The sequence below is a fragment of the Arthrobacter sp. SLBN-100 genome, from assembly GCF_006715305.1.
Classification (GTDB): domain Bacteria; phylum Actinomycetota; class Actinomycetes; order Actinomycetales; family Micrococcaceae; genus Arthrobacter.
In genome coordinates this window covers 4,410,129-4,428,629 of the sequence record NZ_VFMY01000001.1, presented here as the reverse complement: position 1 = coordinate 4,428,629, position 18,501 = coordinate 4,410,129, and the positions used below count along the sequence as shown (strand labels likewise).

The 18,501-nt window shown below is 67.1% G+C and carries 13 protein-coding genes; 11 read left to right on the top strand and 2 right to left on the bottom strand.

Going from position 1 to position 18,501, the window contains the following annotated elements:
• The first annotated feature begins 43 nt into the window (after positions 1 to 43).
• Together FBY31_RS20395 and FBY31_RS20390 are read left to right on the top strand one after the other, a co-directional pair.
• A complete protein-coding gene (locus FBY31_RS20395) occupies positions 44 to 1,726 on the top strand; it encodes a DUF885 domain-containing protein (protein ID WP_142044617.1) in 1,683 nt (560 codons plus the stop codon).
• A 252-nt stretch (positions 1,727 to 1,978) separates the two neighbouring features.
• The gene (locus tag FBY31_RS20390) at positions 1,979 to 3,427 is read left to right on the top strand and encodes a dicarboxylate/amino acid:cation symporter (protein ID WP_142044615.1); all 1,449 of its coding nucleotides are present in this window, start codon (positions 1,979 to 1,981) and stop codon (positions 3,425 to 3,427) included.
• A gap of 92 nt (positions 3,428 to 3,519) precedes the next feature.
• Here FBY31_RS20390 and FBY31_RS20385 read toward each other — a convergent pair whose 3' ends face one another.
• Positions 3,520 to 4,080: a hypothetical protein gene (locus FBY31_RS20385; RefSeq protein WP_142044613.1), complete on the bottom strand. Its 561-nt coding sequence runs from the start codon at positions 4,078 to 4,080 to the stop codon at positions 3,520 to 3,522.
• Positions 4,081 to 4,249: 169 nt separating this feature from the next.
• On the opposite strand from FBY31_RS20385, the gene FBY31_RS20380 reads away from it, so the two are divergent.
• From FBY31_RS20380 to FBY31_RS20355, 6 genes are all read left to right on the top strand, one after another.
• Positions 4,250 to 4,954: a TetR/AcrR family transcriptional regulator gene (locus FBY31_RS20380; protein WP_235013149.1), complete on the top strand. Its 705-nt coding sequence runs from the start codon at positions 4,250 to 4,252 to the stop codon at positions 4,952 to 4,954.
• Positions 4,955 to 4,971: 17 nt separating this feature from the next.
• Positions 4,972 to 7,494 (top strand): MMPL family transporter, encoded by a 2,523-nt coding sequence (locus FBY31_RS20375; RefSeq protein ID WP_142044611.1) that lies wholly within the window; start codon positions 4,972 to 4,974, stop codon positions 7,492 to 7,494.
• A 28-nt stretch (positions 7,495 to 7,522) separates the two neighbouring features.
• Positions 7,523 to 8,167 carry a Maf family protein gene (locus tag FBY31_RS20370; protein WP_142044609.1) on the top strand — a complete coding sequence of 215 codons (645 nt, stop codon included), beginning with the start codon at positions 7,523 to 7,525 and terminating at the stop codon, positions 8,165 to 8,167.
• Between the two features lie 129 nt (positions 8,168 to 8,296).
• The gene (locus tag FBY31_RS20365; RefSeq protein WP_142044607.1) at positions 8,297 to 10,111 is read left to right on the top strand and encodes an acetyl/propionyl/methylcrotonyl-CoA carboxylase subunit alpha; all 1,815 of its coding nucleotides are present in this window, start codon (positions 8,297 to 8,299) and stop codon (positions 10,109 to 10,111) included.
• Positions 10,112 to 10,127: 16 nt separating this feature from the next.
• Positions 10,128 to 10,568 (top strand): YybH family protein, encoded by a 441-nt coding sequence (locus FBY31_RS20360; RefSeq protein WP_142044605.1) that lies wholly within the window; start codon positions 10,128 to 10,130, stop codon positions 10,566 to 10,568.
• Positions 10,569 to 10,647: 79 nt separating this feature from the next.
• Positions 10,648 to 11,379 (top strand): glutamine amidotransferase, encoded by a 732-nt coding sequence (locus FBY31_RS20355; RefSeq protein ID WP_142044603.1) that lies wholly within the window; start codon positions 10,648 to 10,650, stop codon positions 11,377 to 11,379.
• Positions 11,380 to 11,518: 139 nt separating this feature from the next.
• On the opposite strand, the gene FBY31_RS20350 is transcribed toward FBY31_RS20355, so the two are convergent.
• Positions 11,519 to 12,931 carry an MFS transporter gene (locus FBY31_RS20350; RefSeq protein ID WP_142044601.1) on the bottom strand — a complete coding sequence of 471 codons (1,413 nt, stop codon included), beginning with the start codon at positions 12,929 to 12,931 and terminating at the stop codon, positions 11,519 to 11,521.
• A gap of 276 nt (positions 12,932 to 13,207) precedes the next feature.
• Between FBY31_RS20350 and FBY31_RS20345 the strand changes: the two genes are divergently transcribed.
• From FBY31_RS20345 to FBY31_RS20335, 3 genes are read left to right on the top strand one after another with little or no spacing between them, the layout of a single operon-like run.
• Entirely contained in the window at positions 13,208 to 14,683 is a 1,476-nt protein-coding gene (locus FBY31_RS20345; protein ID WP_142044599.1) for an MFS transporter, read from the top strand.
• 1 nt (position 14,684) lies between these two features.
• Complete coding sequence (locus FBY31_RS20340; RefSeq protein WP_142044597.1) at positions 14,685 to 16,898, top strand: molybdopterin oxidoreductase family protein; 2,214 nt, start codon at positions 14,685 to 14,687, stop codon at positions 16,896 to 16,898.
• Positions 16,895 to 18,451, top strand: coding sequence for an FAD-dependent oxidoreductase (locus tag FBY31_RS20335; RefSeq protein WP_142044595.1), 1,557 nt, complete (start codon positions 16,895 to 16,897; stop codon positions 18,449 to 18,451). The genes FBY31_RS20340 and FBY31_RS20335 overlap by 4 nt, the downstream gene beginning before the upstream one ends.
• The last annotated feature ends 50 nt before the right edge of the window (positions 18,452 to 18,501 follow it).

Below are 18,501 nucleotides of genomic sequence, written 5' to 3'. Positions count from 1 at the left end.
CCGCCTCCTTTCGGAACCTTCGGGGCACAGTTAGTGTCGTGGGGTGACTACAGACACTGCACCTGCCGCCCGCCCGAAAACCCGCATCGATGCCGTCGCGGACAACTACACGGACACGCTGATCAGGCTTAATCCGTCCTTCGCCACCACCCTTGGCGTTCCCGGACACGAGACCGGATACCAGGACTTCTCCCCCGCCGGCATCGCGGAATTCGCCGAGGCTGCGCGCAAAACCCTGGCAGAACTTGAGGGCCTCGAGCCGGAGGACGACGTGGACGCCGTCACCCTTGATGCCATGCGGGAGCGGCTGGGCCTGCAGCTGCTGATCCACGCGTCCGGCTGGGAGTACGCGGACCTGAACAACATCGCCTCACCCGCCCAGGACATCCGCGCCATCTTCGACCTGATGCCCACAGAGACGGAACAGCACTGGCAGCACATCGCCGGCCGGGCACGCAACGTCCCTGCAGCCATCGCCGGCTACAGCGAGTCACTCCGGCAGGCCCGGGACGCCGGCCGGGTGTCCGCCGCGCGCCAGGTCAAGATCGTTATTGAGCAGGTCACCAAGTACGCGGCGGAGGACGGCTTCTTCGCGAAACTGGCGGCGGGAGCGTCCACCGCCGCCGGCCGCCTGCCTGCCGCCATCCAGGAAGAGCTCGACGCCGGTGCTGCCGCCGCCCGCAGCGCCTACGCCGGGTTGGCCGATTTCCTCCGCCTGGAACTGCTGCCCGCCGCGCCCGAAAAGGACGCCGTGGGAAGGTCCCGCTACGCCCTGGCCTCGCGCTCATTCCTGGGTGCCACCGTGGACCTGGAGGAGACCTACGCCTGGGGCGTGGAAGAACTGGACCGGCTGATTGCCCAGCAGGAACAAGTGGCGAACAGCATCAAGGCCGGTGCCACCATCGACGAAGCCAAGGACATCCTCAACAACGATCCCGCCCGCCAGCTGAAGGGCAAGGAGGCCCTGCGGGAGTGGATGCAGGAACTCTCGGACAAGGCCGTGGCCGAGCTCGCCGGAGTCCACTTCGAGATCCCGGACGTCATGAAGAAACTCGAGTGCCTCATCGCCCCCACCGACGAAGGCGGCATCTACTACACCGGCCCCTCCGACGACTTCAGCCGCCCCGGCCGCATGTGGCGGTCCGTGCCCGCCGGCGAGGACACGTTTACCACCTGGGCGGAAACCACCACCGTTTTCCACGAAGGCGTCCCCGGCCACCACCTCCAGGTGGCCACTGCAACCTACCGCCGCGAACTGCTGAACAAATGGCGCCGGAATGTCTGCTGGACCTCGGGCCACGGCGAAGGCTGGGCCCTCTACGCCGAGAAACTGATGCAGGAACTCGGCTACCTCAACGATCCTGGCGACCAGATGGGCATGCTGGACATGCAGCGGATGCGGGCAGCCCGCGTAGTGTTCGACATCGGCGTCCACCTCGAACTGCAGGTCCCCGAACGCTGGGGCTCCGGCACCTGGACTGCGGAAAAAGGCTACGAATTCCTGAAAAAGAACCTGCCCATCAGCGAAGGCCAGCTCAACTTCGAGTTCACCCGCTACCTCGGCTGGCCGGGGCAGGCACCCTCCTACAAAGTGGGCCAGCGCCTCTGGGAACAGATCCGCGCAGAACTGGAAGCCCGGCCCGGTTTCGACCTGAAGGAGTTCCACACCCGGGCTTTGAACATCGGCTCCGTGGGACTGGATACCCTCAGGCGGGCACTCTTGTAGTCGCCCCTTCGGAGCGGGAGGGCAACATCCTCGGCGCGCTGCTCGTACCTCGCTTTGACGCGCGCTGCCGGATGCCGCCCACCCACCCCTTCCAGTACGAGACGTTTGCCACACTCCGGCCGGGAATAAGTAACATAACGCCTCGAGACCCTTGATTTCACGCGGATTTGTCCTAGGTGACGCAATCTTGCGCACGTAATATTTCTCAACATGCGTTCGTCGTGATATGGGACGCGGGCCTAACGTATTCGGGTGAGCACTCAAACCCGTTCCCCCGAATCCGCAAAGACCGGCTTCCAGCTCCCCAAGTGGGCTGGCTCGTTCGGTTTCCAGATCATCGCAGCCCTTATGGTCGGGCTGGGCCTCGGCCTGCTGGCCAAGTACACCGGCAGCACCAAAGCGAGCCCCAACGGGCTCGGCGCCACGCTGCAGACCATTGGCTCCAGCTACGTCTCCCTGCTGCAGACCGCAGTGGTGCCCCTGATTTTCACCGCCGTCGTCAGCTCCATCTCCAACCTGCGCCAGGTATCCAACGCCGCCAAGCTGGCCTGGAACACCCTGCTGTGGTTCGCGATCACCTCGCTGATCGCCGTGCTGATCGGCATCGGCCTGGGCGTCCTGTTGCAGCCGGGCGCCAACACCGGCATCACCGGCGAAGCCAAATACTCCGGCAAGTCCGGTGACTGGTGGTCCTTCCTCATCGGCCTGTTCCCCAAGAACTTCCTCGGCCTGGGCGCCAGCTCCACCGTTGCCGAATCGGGCGCCGTCACCACCTCCGTAAGCTTCAACGTGCTCCAGATCCTGGTGATCGCCATCGCCGTCGGCGTCGCCGCCCTCAAGGTGGGCAAGGCTGCCGAGCCGTTCCTGAACCTGAACGCCTCCGCGCTGGCCGTCATCCAGAAGGTGCTGTGGTGGATCATCCGCATCGCACCGCTGGGCACCGTGGGACTCATCGGCAATGCCGTTGCAGTCTACGGCTGGGACACCATCGGTTCCCTGGGCAAGTTCACCTTCGCCATCTACGTGGGCCTGGCCCTGGTTCTCTTCGCGGTCTACCCCATCCTGGTCCGCACCCACGGCCTGTCCGTCAAGCAGTACTTCTCCGGCGTGTGGCCGGCCGTCCAGCTGGCATTCGTCTCCCGCTCCTCGGTGGGTACCCTGCCGCTGACCCAGCGCGTCACCGAACGCAGCTTGGGTGTCCCCCGCGCCTACGCCTCCTTCGCCGTCCCGCTGGGCGCCACCACCAAGATGGACGGCTGCGCGGCCATCTACCCCGCCATCTCGGCAATCTTCGTGGCCCAGTTCTTCGGCATCCAGCTGGACTTCAGCCAGTACCTGCTGATCGCCCTGGTCTCCGTCCTGGGCTCCGCGGCAACCGCCGGAACCACCGGCGCCGTCGTCATGCTGACGCTGACGCTCTCCACGCTGGGACTGCCGCTGGCCGGCGTCGGCCTCCTGCTGGCGATCGATCCCATCCTGGACATGGGCCGCACCGCGGTGAACGTCGCCGGCCAGGCGCTGGTCCCCACCATCGTGGCCAAGCGCCAGGGCATCCTGGACGAGCGGCTGTACAACGCACCCCGCAACGGCACTCCTTTTGTTGACGATTCTGCTGACAGTGCGGAGACTGCCGCTGCCGCCCCGTCCGACGGAACCTCCACCGACACCGCGTCGCGTGAACTGGCGGACGCGAAGGCCTAACGGGTCTCTGCTCACCCCTGTCAGTAAGAACTGCCAGTAAGAAGAAGTCCCCGGGAAATTCCCGGGGACTTCTTCTGCTTTAATCCGCCGGCTCAGTGGCCGCCGCCGATGACACCGTTCTGCACGGCCTTGGTGACGGCGTCGGCTTCCGCCTGCGTCAGCTTTCCGTCCGTCACGGCCTGGTCGAGCCGCGTCTTCAGGGCCGAGGCCTTCTCCGCCTGCTTCTCGGTGCGGAGCTCCTCCAGCGCGGCCGTGACCTTGGACTCCTCGATCCCGAGGGACCCGGCCAGGGACTTCGCCAAAGCAGCATCGCGGGCGGCCTGGTCCGGCTTTTCACCCTCGGCGGGCGGGGCGGCGGGCTTGTTGGCCTCGCGGAAGGCCTGAAGCGCCTCCGTCACCCTGGCCTCCTCCACGCCAAGCTTCTCCGCAAGCGCCGAAGCGTGGGCCACGCCCCGCTCGCCACCTCGGCCGCCGTGCCTGCCCATGCCCCCGGGCGTGGTGGTGGTGTTTCCGTCGGCCGAGGCGCTGGAGCTCGCGCTGGGAGTGGGCGTTGGCACGTTGGTGGCGGAGGCCATGCCGGCAACGCCGATTCCGGCACCCAGGGCCAGCGCCGTGGCTGACAAGCCGAGGGTCATTTTCTTTGTGCGTGACATTTTTTGTCTCCTGGATCTGCCGTCAGTAACGGCTCCTGATGGTTCATCCCTCCCGGGACACTCCAAGCATCGGAGAACAGGATCTGCAACAGCTGTCGGGAACCTTTCATCTTCCTGTGAATGATGAAGGCGAAAAACTTGCCCATCGTGCAAACTTGCACATAGTGTAATGACTATGGGCACCGACAGCGGCAGCGGAGAAACACGGGCAACCACCCCTTCACGGCGCGAGCTGAACAAGGCCGCCACCCGCCAGGCCATCACGGACGCCGCGCTGGCCCTGCTGCGCAGCCGTGGCCCGGGCAGCTTTACGGTGGAGGACATCGCGGACGCCGCGGGAATTTCACGGCGAACCTTCTTCAACTACTTCAGCAGCACGGATGCTGCCCTCGCGTCCGTCACCCACGGCTTCCTGGACAACGCCATCCAGCAGTTCCGGCTGCGGCCGGCCGACGAACCGATCCTGCAGTCGGCACAGGCAGCCCTGATGGCCCTGGCAGACCCTATGACCGTGGCACCGCTGGCCGAACTGTTTACGCTCACCCAGCAAAGCGCGCTGATGTCGCATTCCGAGCTGGAGGCCTGGGAGCACTGCACCGAACAAATCATCGCCGTGGCCCGTGAACGGGTGGCGGGGGCTGAAACAGGCGTGGACGAGCTCTATGTCCGCGCGCTGGCCGGTGCCGTGATCTCCTGCGGCAAAGCCGCCCTGGAGGTCTGGTTCACGCGCCGCGGTGCCGACCTTTCCGCCGGTTCCCTTGCCGAACTGCGCCAACTGCTCATCGACGCCATGGCGCTGCTGGGCTCCGGTTTCACCGCAGGCAGCAGGCCTGCCCCCTCACGTTCCGCCTCTTCCGCCTCGGTTTCCTCCTGATCAGATCGGTTTCCTTCATGGCACTGTTCCTTTACCGCCTGGGCAAGTTCTCCTACCGCCGGCGCTGGCTGGTCATCTCCCTGTGGCTGGCTGTCCTGCTTGCTGTCGGCGGTTCAGCTGCCGCCTTCCACGGCACGCTGTCCAACAACTTCCAGATTCCCGGTACGGAAACCCAGCGGATCGCGGACAAACTGAAGGAAGAGCTTCCCGCTGCGTCCGGAGGAACGGCAACGATCGTTTTTGAAGCGCCCGACGGCGGCTTCACCGCCGGGAGCCGCGCCGCCGTCACGGATGCACTGAAAAAGCTTGAGACCGTGCCCAATGTCCGTGGCACCGTGGATCCCTTCGCCACCCAGGCGCAGGTGGACCAGGCCGGGCAGGCCATCATCGACGGCGAGCAGCAACTGGCCGCGGGCCAGGCACAGCTGGACGCCTCCCGCGCCCAGCTTGAGGCAGGGTCGGCACAGCTGGCCGCAGCAGAGCAGCAGCTCGCCGCGGCCGGAGCGCCCGCGGCCCTCATTGAGGCACAGCTTGGCCAGCAGAAGGCCGCCCTGGCAGAAGGACAGGAAAAGCTCGACGCCGGGACCCGGGAACTCGAAGCCGGCAAGGCCAAGCTGGAGCTGGGCAAGCGCCAGGCCGAAGCGTCCTCGGCCATCCGTTTTGTTTCCGAGGACGGGCGCGCCGCCGTGGCACAGGTGCGCTTCAACACCTCCATCAACGGCCTGGGCCCGGAGGTCCGCAAGCAGGTCCAGGACATTGCCCATGAAACGTCGGCGGCCGGCGTCTCCGCCTACGCCAGCAAGGAGATCACTGAGGACATTTCCGAGCTCTTCGGCGCCGCCGAGATCATCGGCATCGCCGTGGCTGCCCTGGTCCTGATCATCATGCTGGGCACCCTTGTTGCCGCCGGGCTGCCGCTGCTGATGGCCATCGTGGGCGTTGGGGTTGGCGTCGGAATTACCTTCGCCCTCTCCGGGCTGTTCGACATGAGCTCCATCTCCCCCATGCTGGCCCTGATGCTGGGCCTCGCCGTCGGAATCGACTACTCGCTGTTCATCGTCAACCGGCACCGGACGCAGCTGCTGGCCGGAATGGGCCTGGAGGAATCGGTGGCCCGCGCCACCGGCACCTCCGGCAACGCCGTGGTTTTCGCAGGCCTCACCGTCATTATCGCCCTCGCAGCCCTGGTGGTGCCGGGCCTGCCCTTCCTCGCCGTGATGGGCCTGGCCGCGGCCGGCACCGTGGCGGTAGCCGTGCTGGTGGCCATCACCCTGACCCCGGCCATGCTGTCCCTGATCGGCCGCCGCATCATCTCGAAGCGTGCCTGGGCCAAGGCCACGGCACACAATGCCGAACCAGGCCATGAAGCAGCCGATGAAGCCCAGGACCGCGAGCGGAGCACCCGCGGCTGGGGCGGCCTGGTCACCCGTCATCCGGTGCTGGCACTCCTGGCCGGCGTACTGCTGCTGGGCACCCTCGCGCTCCCCGCCACCCAGCTGCAGCTGGCACTCCCCGACGGCGGTTCCGAGCCAGTGGAGTCAGAGGCCTACCAGGCGTACGACCTCACCGCGCGAAGCTTCGGCGAAGGCGTCACGGGCCCCATCGTTGCCGTCGGCGAGTTCCCGGCAAACCTTGACGAGGCAGAGGCCCAGGCCCTGCAGTACGACGTCGCGGACAAGCTCCGCGCCGTGGACAACGTGGTGGCAGCCGTGCCCGTTGCCCTCAGTGAGGACCGCCGCACCGCCGTCTTCCAGGTCATTCCCAAGGAGGGCCCGGCCAGCGCCAGCACCGTCCAGGTGGTCGCCGAACTCCGCGGCCTCAACGACGACATCCAGTCCGAATACGGCGTGGCGATGGGCCTCACGGGGCAGACCGCCGGCAACGTGGACGTCTCCACGAAGCTGGGCGACGCCCTGCCTCCCTACCTGGCCATCGTCGTCGGACTTTCCCTGATCCTGCTGCTGCTGGTCTTCCGCTCCATCGTGGTGCCGCTGCTCGCCACCGGCGGCTTCCTGCTCTCCCTCGCCGCGGCGTTCGGCGCCGTGGTGGCGGTGTACCAGTGGGGCTGGCTGGGCGGCGTGTTCGACGTCGCCAACCCTGGCGCCGTCCTGAGCTTCCTGCCCATCATCCTCATCGGTGTGCTCTTCGGGCTGGCTATGGACTACCAGGTGTTCATCGCCTCCGGAATGCGCGAGGCGTACATGCACGGCTCCACCGCGAAGCAGGCCGTCCGGGTGGGCTTCCGCCACGCCGCCGCCGTCGTGACTGCCGCCGCGATCATCATGGTCAGCGTCTTCGCCGGCTTCATCTTCAGCCACCTCACCATGGTGCGGCCGCTGGGCTTCGCCATGGCGTTCGGTGTACTGCTTGATGCCTTTGTGGTCCGCATGACCATCGTTCCGGCCGTGATGTACCTGCTGGGCGAAAAGTCCTGGTGGCTGCCGCGCTGGCTGGACCGGATCCTGCCGGACGTCGACGTGGAAGGCGCCCAGCTGAACCGGCCCGAGACTGCACCGGCATCGGAGGTGCTGGTCCACTAGGCCGGAGCCGGTCAATTAGGCTGGAGCCGTGGTCCGCCTGATTCTTGCCTCCCAGTCCCCCGCCCGCACCAAGCTCCTCACCGAGGCCGGCATCCGCCATACCGTCCTTGTATCGGACGTTGACGAGGACGCCGTCCAGGCGCGGTACGGCGTCACCGACCCGCATGACACCGCCCTGCTGCTGGCACGCGCCAAGGCCGAGGCAGTCGCGGCCCTGCCGGAAGCCGAGGGTGCGCTGGTGCTCGGATGCGACTCCGTCTTCGAGTTCGACGGCGAGGCGCACGGGAAGCCGTACACTGCCGCCGTCGCCCGGGAACGCATGCTGCGGATGAGCGGCAACACCGGTGTGCTGCATACCGGCCACTGGCTGGTGGATTGCCGCGATACCGACCCCGACGGCGATGCGGCGCCGGGCACGGGCGCCACCCTGGGGACGGTGGCCTCGGCAGAGGTTTCCTTCCTGGAGATGGACGCGGCGGAGATCGACGCGTACATTGCCACGGGTGAGCCGCTGCACTGCGCCGGCTCCTTCACCATCGACGGCCTGGGCGGCGCCTTCATCCGCAAGATCGACGGCGACCCGCACACCGTCGTCGGACTTTCCGTGTCCGCGCTGCGGGGTCTGCTGGCCCACGCGCAGGTCCGGATCACCGAACTCTGGGGAGCCTCCTAAAGGACCCGATTTCGGTGGGTCTTGTAGCTTCCCTACAAAGCCTTGGCGCTTTACACGCGGAATCCGCAAGTAATATCGGCGGAACCCTCAAAACCGCGCTAGGCTCCCTGAAGGAAAGAAGGAGACGCCTTGTCAGCAAATTTGGAGCAGTCCGCACATCCCCCGCAGTCGACCCTCACAAAGGTGCTGATCGCCAACCGCGGTGAAATCGCCGTGCGCATCATCCGCGCCGCCCGTGACGAAGGCATCGCCTCGGTGGCCGTCTACGCTGACGCTGACCGGGATGCCCTCCACGTCCGCCTTGCTGACGAGGCCTTCGCGCTGGGCGGGAACACCGCCGCCGAGTCCTACCTGGTGATGGACAAGATCATCGACGCCGCCCGCCAGTCAGGCGCCGACGCCATCCACCCCGGTTACGGGTTCCTGGCCGAGAACGCCCAGTTCGCGGCCCGCGTGATTGAAGCCGGCATCACATGGATCGGCCCCTCACCCGAAGCCATCTCGGCCCTTGGCGACAAAGTCCAGGCCAGGCACATCGCCGAAAAAGTCGGCGCACCCCTCGTTCCCGGCACCGCCGACCCGGTTGAATCCGCCGAGGAAATCCTCGACTTCGTGGACCGGCACGGACTGCCCGTGGCCATCAAGGCCGCCTTCGGCGGCGGTGGCCGCGGCATCAAGGTCGCCCGCACCCGCGACGAAATTCCCGAACTCTTCGAATCCGCCGTCCGTGAAGCTACCGCTGCTTTTGGGCGCGGCGAATGCTTCATCGAGCGGTTCCTGGATGCGCCCCGCCACGTGGAGACCCAGTGCTTGGCGGATGCCCACGGCAACGTTGTGGTGGTCTCCACCCGGGACTGCTCACTGCAGCGCCGCAACCAGAAACTGGTGGAAGAAGCCCCCGCCCCCTTCCTCACGGAAGACCAGAACCGCCGCCTCTACGAGTCCTCCAAGGCCATCCTGAAAGAGGCCGGCTACCTCGGCGCCGGCACCTGCGAATTCCTCGTCGGCCAGGACGGCACTATCTCCTTCCTCGAGGTCAACACCCGCCTGCAGGTGGAGCACTGTGTCTCCGAGGAAGTCACCGGCATCGACCTGGTCCGCGAACAGTTCCGGCTGGCACGCGGCGAGGAACTCGGCTACGACGACCCCGAAGTACGCGGGCACTCCATCGAATTCCGCATCACCGGCGAAGACCCGGGCCGGAACTTCCTGCCCGCCCCCGGCACTCTCCGGGTGCTGAAAAACCCCACCGGCCCCGGCGTCCGCATCGACTCGGGCGTGGAGCAGGGTGACGTCATCAGCGGCAACTTCGATTCCATGCTCTCCAAACTCATCGTCACCGGAGCCAGCCGCCGGCAAGCCCTGCAGCGGGCCCGCCGCGCCCTCGAGGAAATGGTGGTCGAGGGCATACCCACCGTGATCCCGTTCGATCTCGCAGTGGTTTCGGATCCCGCATTCGCGCCGGCCGAAGGCCCGTTCCGGGTCCACACCCGCTGGATCGAGACCGAGTTCGTCAACAACCTCCCGGCCTGGACCCCCGACGGCGGTGCCGGCACCGACAGCTTTGCCGAGGACCGGCAGCGCGTAGTAGTTGAGGTGGGCGGCAAACGTCTCGAGGTGGTACTCCCCGCATCGCTCGGTTCCGTGGGAACCACCGGCGCGGGCGCTCCGGCCAAACCGGGCAAGTCGAAGAAGCGCTCCCGCTTGGGCGGGACGGCCGCGGCCACCGGCAACGCTCTGGCCTCACCCATGCAGGGCACCATCGTCAAGGTCGCCGTTACCGACGGCGACGTGGTGGCGGAGGGCGACCTCGTGGTGGTCCTCGAAGCGATGAAGATGGAGCAGCCGCTGACCGCTCACCGCTCCGGAACCATCACCGGCCTCACCGCAGCAGCCGGCGAAACGGTGTCCGCGGGCGCCGTCATCGCCACCATCGAAGACTAGCGCCCGGAGGCCCCTCGTGCTCGCACCGAGTTTTGAAGAAGAAGTGGACCGCTACCACCTTGCCGTCCCCGAAATCACCCGGGGCAACCCGGAACCCGTCAAGGAGCTGTACTCCCGGCTCGACGACGTGACCCTCGCCAATCCTTTTGGCGGCATCGCCCGCGGGTGGGCGCAGGTGGAAGCCCGGCTGGACCAGGCGGCACGGCAGTTCCAGGACGGCCAGATGCTGGGGTTTGACACGGTCACCTCCTACACGGCCCGTGACACCGCCTATCTGGTGGAAACGGAACATTTTCGCGCGCGCCTGGACGATGCCGCCGTCCCCGAGGAATTTGCCCTTCGGGTCACCAGCGTCTTCCGCCGCGAGGAAGGGTACTGGAAACTGGTGCACCGGCACGCAGACCCTGCTGCCCGTCCCCAGTCGCGCCGTTCGCTGAGCCAGCCCGCCGCTCCCTGAGCCAGCCCGCCAGCAGCTGACAGGCTGACAGGCTCAGCTGGAGGCTGACAGGCCGGGGCGGAAAAGGCACACTTAGCACATGCTGCCTTTCCTGCTCCTGGCGTCCAGGGCCGAAGACGCCGCAGCCGAGGACGAATATGCCGCCTACCTGAGGTACGGCGGCCTGGAACCTTCCGGACTGCGGCGCGTCAGGCTGGAAGCCGCTCCCCTGCCCGAACTCGATCTGTCCGGGTATTCGGGGGTCATCGTCGGCGGCAGCCCGTTCACGTCCAGCGACCCGCCGGAGCACAAGACTCCTGCACAGCACCGCGTGGAACGTGAGCTGTCCGGGCTCCTGGACGAGCTGGTGGCCCGGGACTTCCCGTTCCTGGGCGCCTGCTACGGGGTGGGGACGCTGGGCACGCATCAGGGCGCCGTGATCGACAGGACCTACGGCGAGCCGCTGGGCGCCGCGGAGATTGAGCTGACGGACGCCGGCCTGGAGGATCCGGTACTCGCCGGGATGCCACGGCGGTTCACCGCCTTCACGGGCCACAAGGAAGCCTGTACGGCGCTGCCGCGGCATGCCGTGCTGCTGGCCCGGTCAGCGGCCTGCCCCGTCCAGATGTTCCGCATCCGGCAAAACCTGTATGCCACCCAGTTCCACCCCGAGCTGGACGCCGAAGGCCTCTGCACCCGCATCGACATTTACCGGCACGCGGGCTACTTCCCACCCGAGTCCGCCGAAGAGCTGATGGCGAACGCCCGCCAGTTCGCGGTCACGGAACCGATGAACATCCTCAAGAACTTCGTGGCCCGCTACGCCACGTAGCCGCGGCAGCCCGCCGTCGAACGTTCCTGCCCGGTTGCTGCTGCCCGGACAACGAAATGCCCGGCACAGTCCCCGCAGGTACGGGGATCGTGCCGGGCACCGCAGCCACAAACCGGGCTGGAACGCGCAGGATGCAGTGTCAGGCCACGTTGTTCTCGTAGTCCAGGTCGCGGGTTTCCTTGCTGACGAACAGTGCGATGAGGGTCAGCACGGACATGGCGGTCAGGTACACACCCACCAGCACCGGACTGCCGTCAGCGAGCTCCCACAGCGCCACGGCAATGAATGGTGCCACCGCAGCACCCAGGATGCTGGAGAAGTTGTAGCTCACGGCAGACCCGGTGTAGCGGACGTTGGTGGGGAACAGCTCAGGCAGCAGCGCGCCCATGGGCCCGAACGTCAGGCCCATCAGGGAGAAGCCGATGACGAGCAGGGCCATGGTGCCGACGAATCCGCCGCTGAACAGCGGAACGAACAGCAGGCCGAAGACGAAGATGCCGGCGGTAACGGCGATGAGCATCTTGCGCCGGCCGTACTTCTCGGCCAGCGGTCCGGAGACCAGCGTGAAGATGCCGAAGAAGACGACGCCGGCAATCAACATCCAGAGGAAGTCGTTGCGGGTGTAGCCCAGGCCGGGAACAAAGCCTGCTGCGGCTGCCTCGGTCATCGGCTTCCCGGCCTTTTCGGCCGCGGCCTTCGCAGCGTCCAGGCTGGAGGCGCGGGTGCCGTAGGTCAGGGTGAAGGTGGTCATCAGGTAGAAGAGCACGTAGGTGGCGAGCATGATGAACGTGCCCAAGATCAGCTGGCGCCAGCTGGTCTTGAACACCCGGCCCAGGGGCAGCTTGGCCACTTCGTTGGACTCGAGCACCTTGGTGAACGCGGGGGTCTCAATCAGCTTGAGGCGGACGTAAAGGCCAATGATGACCATGACTGCACTGAGCAGGAACGGCACGCGCCAGCCCCAGGCCTGGAAGTCAGCCGGGGACAGGGTGTAGTTGGCCACCAGGAAGATCACGTTGGCGATGATGAAGCCGATCGGTGCACCCAGCTGCGGGAACGTGCCATAGATGGCGCGCTTGTTGGCCGGTGCGTTCTCGGTGGCCAGCAGGGCGGCACCGCTCCATTCACCACCCAGCGCCAGGCCCTGGGCAAAGCGCATCACCACGAGCAGGGCCGGAGCCCAGAACCCCCAGCCGGGCACCAGGGCGGTGGGCAGGCAGCCGATGAGGAAGGTGGCGATTCCCATGGTCAGCAGCGAAGCCACCAGGGTGCCCTTGCGGCCGAACTTGTCGCCGAAGTGGCCAAAAACGATGGACCCCAGCGGGCGGGCGATAAACGCTACGCCGAAGACGGCGAAGGAGCTCAGGAGCTGCGTGGTTTCGTTGGCGCTGGGGAAGAACAGCTGCGGGAATACCAGCACCGCCGCAGTGGCATAAACATAGAAGTCGTAGAACTCAACCGTGGTGCCGATCAGGCTGGCAACAATCACGCGGCCGCGCGAGTTCACCGGCCGCGGGGATCCGGGCACCGTGGAGGTATCGGTGGAAGACATAGGTAAACGCTTTCATGAGAACCTGGCGGACCGCGCACAGGGGGTCCGGCTCGAAATAGTTAGAGTTCAATCTTAGTTCCCGCAGTCCAGTCAATGGACGAAAGGTCCACTATCCGGACCTGTGCCATGCGTCTCATTTTTGACGGCTCCACCAAGCCTAACGGTCCCCAAGAGGCTCCGATAGGCAAATGTCACAGCCCGTTAACACACGGCGTCGGTCCGTGAAACGCGCCTTACCTACCTTGGAGGAACAACATCCCCCGAAGGAGGTACCCCGTGACTGTTGACCGCACCGCTGATGCCGGCCCCGGCAATTCCCTTGATCTTGACCCCACTGCAAGGCCCGGAACCGCCGCCGCATCCGCCAGCGCACAGCCCGGCTCTACCCGCACCACCGATGCCCCCGCCCTTGACTTCCGCCCCGGCCGCTGGATCGCCAATTGGGATGCCGAGAACAAGGAGCAGTGGGAATCCGGCGGCCGCACCATCGCCCGCCGCAACCTCAACTGGTCAATCTTCGCCGAATTCCTCGGTTTCGTTGTGTGGCAGCTCTGGTCCATTGTGGTGGTCCAGCTGCCCGCGGCAGGCTTCACCTTCTCCACCTCTGAAATCTTCTGGCTGATCTCCATGCCCAGCCTGGTGGGTGCCACCCTGCGCATCCCCTACACCTTTATGGTTCCCCGCTTCGGCGGCCGGAACTGGACCATCGTGTCCGCGCTGCTGCTCCTGATCCCCACCACCGGACTGGCGCTCTGCGTCTCCAACCCGGAAACGCCGTTCGGCGTCATGCTCCTCGTCGCTGCCCTCGCAGGCTTCGGCGGCGGCAACTTCGCCAGCTCCATGGCGAACATCACGTTCTTCTACCCTGCCCGTGAAAAGGGCTGGGCCCTGGGCCTGAACGCCGCCGGTGGAAACATGGGCGCCGCCGTCGCACAGCTCGCCGTGCCCATTGCCATCACCCTGCTCGCCGCGGGCACCGTCAACCTTCCGCTGGCGGGCTGGATGTGGGTCCCGTTCATCCTGCTGGCAGCCTTTGGCGCCTTCAAGTACATGGACAACCTCACCAGTGCCAAAGGTGACATCGCCGGTTCAGTGGCAGCGCTGAAGGAACCGCACCTGTGGATCATGGCCCTGCTGTACATCGGCACGTTCGGCTCCTTCATCGGCTTCGCCGGCGTGTTCCCGAAGCTGATCAAGGACTACTTCCCCGCCTTCTCCTCCATCGGAGTGGGCACCGTGGCGCTGTCCCTGGCCTTCCTCGGCCCGCTGGTGGGCTCCCTGGCCCGGCCCTACGGCGGACGCATGGCGGACCGCATGGGCGGCGCCCGGATGACCGTGACCGCTTTCGCTTCCATGGCCGTCATCACCCTCACCATGATCTGGACCCTGCCGCTGAAGAACTTCTGGCTCTTCCTGGTCCTCTTCCTGATGCTTTTCACTGCCAGCGGCTTCGGAAACGGCGCCACGTACCGCATGATCCCGGTCATCTTTGCCACCTCCAGCCGCGCGGCACGCAAGGGGGCAAACTCGGTGGCCACCCAGCGCCTGGCTTCCTCGGCGCTCGGCCTGATCTCGGCCATCGGCGCCTACGGCGGGTTCGTGATCCCGCAGGTACTGAACGCCTCCAACACTGCCAGCGGCTCCTACACCCCGGCCTTCTACGGCTTCGTCGGAGCGTACGTCCTGATGCTGGCCGTCTGCTGGTTCTGCTACATCCGCAACGCCAACCGAAACGCGATGGGACACGTCTAACATGACCAAAAGCGCCGACACGCACTGCCCTTACTGCGCTTTGCAGTGCGCCATGACGCTCACGTCTCCAGCGGAACTGACCCCGGCCGTCCAGCCGGGGTCAGTCCCCGTGTCCGCAGCGGCCGCCGGGGAACGGCCCGCCCTCAAGGCACCCCTCGAGGTCAGCGGACGGGACTTCCCCACCAACCGCGGCGGCCTGTGCCGCAAAGGCTGGACCTCCGCCACGCTGTTGAACCACCCGGGCAGGATCACCGAGCCCCTGCTGAAGGGCCCCGACGGCGTCCACCGCCCCATCGGGTGGGACCAGGCCCTGGACCTCGCTGCGCGTGCAGTGAAGGATGCCCGGGCCCGTTACGGACGCGATTCAGTGGGCGTTTTCGGCGGCGGCGGCCTCACCAACGAAAAGGCCTACATGCTGGGCAAATTCGCCCGGCTCGCCCTGGGAACCTCCCGCATCGACTACAACGGACGCTTCTGCATGTCCTCCGCTGCGGCGGCCGGAATGCGCGCCTTCGGGCTGGACCGCGGCCTGCCGTTCCCGCTCGAAGCCCTGGACACCGCCAGCACCATCCTGATGCTGGGCTCCAATGTTGCCGAAACCATGCCGCCCTTCGTCCAGCACCTGAAGGGAACGCGCGACGCCGGCGGGCTGGTTGTGGTGGACCCCCGCCGGTCAGCCACGGCGGCTTTTACCGCCGACGGCGGCGGCCTCCACCTCCAGCCCCTGCCGGGCACCGACCTCGCCCTCCTCCTGGGCATCTCCCACGTCGTCATCCACGAAAACCTGGCGGACACCGCCTACCTGCAGGAACGTACGTCGGGCTACAGCGCCGTGGTCCGCAGCGTGAACTCCTTCTGGCCGGAACGCGTCCAGTCCATCACCGGCGTGCCCGCCGACCTCATCCGGGAGACCGCCCACCGGCTCGCCGCCGGCGCCCGCAAAGGCGGCAGCTACATCCTCACCGGGCGCGGCGTGGAGCAGCACGTGGACGGCACCGACACCGCCACGGCAGCCATCAACCTCAGCCTCCTGCTGGGCCTGCCGGGTTCGGCCCGCAGCGGCTACGGCACGCTCACCGGGCAGGGCAACGGCCAGGGCGGCCGCGAGCACGGCCAGAAAGCCGACCAACTCCCCGGCTACCGCAAGATCACCGACCCCGCCGCGCGCGAGCACGTCGCCAGGGTGTGGGGCGTCCCGGAGGACCTGATTCCCGGCCCGGGACTGCCGGCCGTCCAGCTCCTTCAGTCGCTGGGAAAGCCCGACGGCGTGCGCTGCCTTTTCGTCCACGCCTCCAACATTGCCGTGGCCGCGCCCGACGCCAACGCCGTGATCAGCGGCCTGCGCAGCCTGGATTTCCTGGTGGTCTGCGATTTCTTTATGTCCGAGACCGCGGCTGAGGCAGACCTTATTCTTCCCGTGCTCCAGTGGGCCGAGGAGGAAGGCACGCTCACCAACCTCGAAGGCCGGGTACTGCGCCGCCGCCCCGCCCTGACGCCTCCGGCCGGAGCCCGGAGCGAACTGTGGATCATGGCACGGCTGGCCGAAGCCCTCGATGCCCCGTCCACCTACAGCGAGGACCCGGAAACGGTCTTCGAGGAACTCCGGCTGGCCTCGGCCGGTGGCCTGGCCGACTACTCCGGCATCGACTATGCCATGCTGGACCGCGGCGAGGCCGCCTACTGGCCCTACCCCCAAGGCGGCACGGGAACGCCGCGCCTGTTCCGGGACAGGTTCGCGCACGCAGACGGCAAGGCTGTGATGGTCCCGGTGGCGCCGCGCCGCCGTCGTACTCCGGCCGCTAACCCGGATGCGGCCGCGACGACCATGACGCTCATCACCGGCCGCCTCCTGGAGCACTACCAGTCCGGAGCCCAGACCCGCCGGGTGGCAGAGCTGCTCGAATCCCGGCGGGAGGCGAAGCTGCAAGTCCACCCCGCCGCCGCAGCGTCGATGGGCATCACCGAAGGAGCACTTGTCTCGGTGGCGAACGAGCGCGGCGAAGTGCTGTGCCGGGCCGAGCTCAGCACGGCAATCCGGCCGGACACGGTGTTCCTGCCCTTCCACTTTCCCGAACTCGAAAGCGCCAACCGCCTCACCGAGGCGGCCACGGACCCTACGTCCGGGATGCCCGAGTTCAAGTTCAACAAAGTGTGGGTGCGGCCGGCTGCCACCCCCGTTTCAACCCACGTGCTTCAAACGACGGAGGCCTCATGAGCGAGCAGATTGTCATTGTGGGATTCGGCCCGGTGGCCGCCCGGCTGGTTGATGAGCTCCTGCCTGCCGTCCGGAACGGCCATGTGAACCTGACGGTGGTGGGCGCGGAAGCGGAAGCGGCCTACAACCGGGTGCTTGTCGCCGATCTGGGCGTAGGGCGGACCACCGCCGATGCCCTGGCGCTCTCCGATGCTGACGCCCTGGCCGCGGAAAGCGTGGACGTCCGGCTGGGCGTCCGCGTCCGCCGCGTGGACCGGGCCAGGCAGCAGGTCCTCCTCTCCGACGGCTCCGTGGCCCGCTACGACCGCCTGGTGTTCGCCACCGGATCGCGTCCCGTGATTCCCAACCTGACCGGCATCAACCCGGACCCTACGTCGCCGGTCCTCCCGGCCGGCGTCACAGCCCTTCGGGACCTGCGTGACGCGGACGTGCTGCGCAGCGCTGTGGAGGGCGGCAAGCGGGTGGTGGTCCTGGGCGGCGGTGTCCTGGGCCTGGAGGCGGCCCTGGCCGCAGCGGAAGAAGGCGCAACCGTCACGGTGGTCCACAACGGGCCGCACCCCCTGGGCCGCAACATCGACCGCGGCGGCGGCGCCGTCCTCGCCGCCAGCCTGCGCCGCTGTGGCGTCCGGATGGCCGGCAACGCGCGCTCCACCGGGGTGGAGCACAACGCGGCCGACGGCGGGTTCTCGGCATTGCTGCTCGACGACGGATCAGCGATTGACGGCGACCTCCTGGTCATCTCGTGTGGTGTCCGCCCGCGCACCGAACTGGCCGAAGGCTGCGGGCTCTCCACGTCCAGCGGGATCCTGGTGGACCACCGGCTGCGGGCGCACCATGAACCGCATATCTTCGCCATCGGCGACTGCGCCGAAGTTCGCTGCCCCGAACCGGATTGCGCCCGGTGCCGGAACGCCAAGGGTCCGTCCGGGCTGGTGGGGCCGGGCTGGCGCCAGGCCGAATGGCTGGCCGAATACCTGACCCTGCTCGCGGCCGGCGCCGAGGAGGACGCCGGCCTGCTGCCTGAGCTGCCCGCCGAGCAGGCCGGCGTCATCGTCCTGAAGGCACGCGGCATGAACATGGCAGTGGCCGGAAACAACGCTGCCGAGCCATGGGACGAGGAGATCCTCACGGCCGGCGCAGTGAACGGGCGGCCACGCCTGCAGATTGCGCAGTGGGCGGATCCGGAGCACGGCCGCTATGTGAAGATGACAACCCGGGGCGGGGTCCTGGAAGGCCTGGTAGCCGTGGGTATGCCACGCACTGCCGCCGAACTGGTGGGCCTTTTCGAGCGCGGCGCCGAGCTGCCCGCGGACAGGTCGCTGCTGTTGAGGCTGGATGGGCCCGACCAACTTCCCGGCGTGGCGGCCGATCCGCAGGGCACCGTCTGCCGCTGCGCCGGAGTCAGCGGGGCAACAATCCGGGGCGCTGTGGAAGAAGGCTGCTCCACCGTGGGCGAAGTTTCCAAGGCCACCCGCGCCGGCACCGGCTGCGGCGGCTGCCACGAGGACATCAAAGGGCTCATCGAAAAACACTTCCAGGCGGCTGCTGCCTGACCGCTCCGTCCGTTTCCCCGGCACGTCCCCGCTGTGAGGTTGAGCCCAGT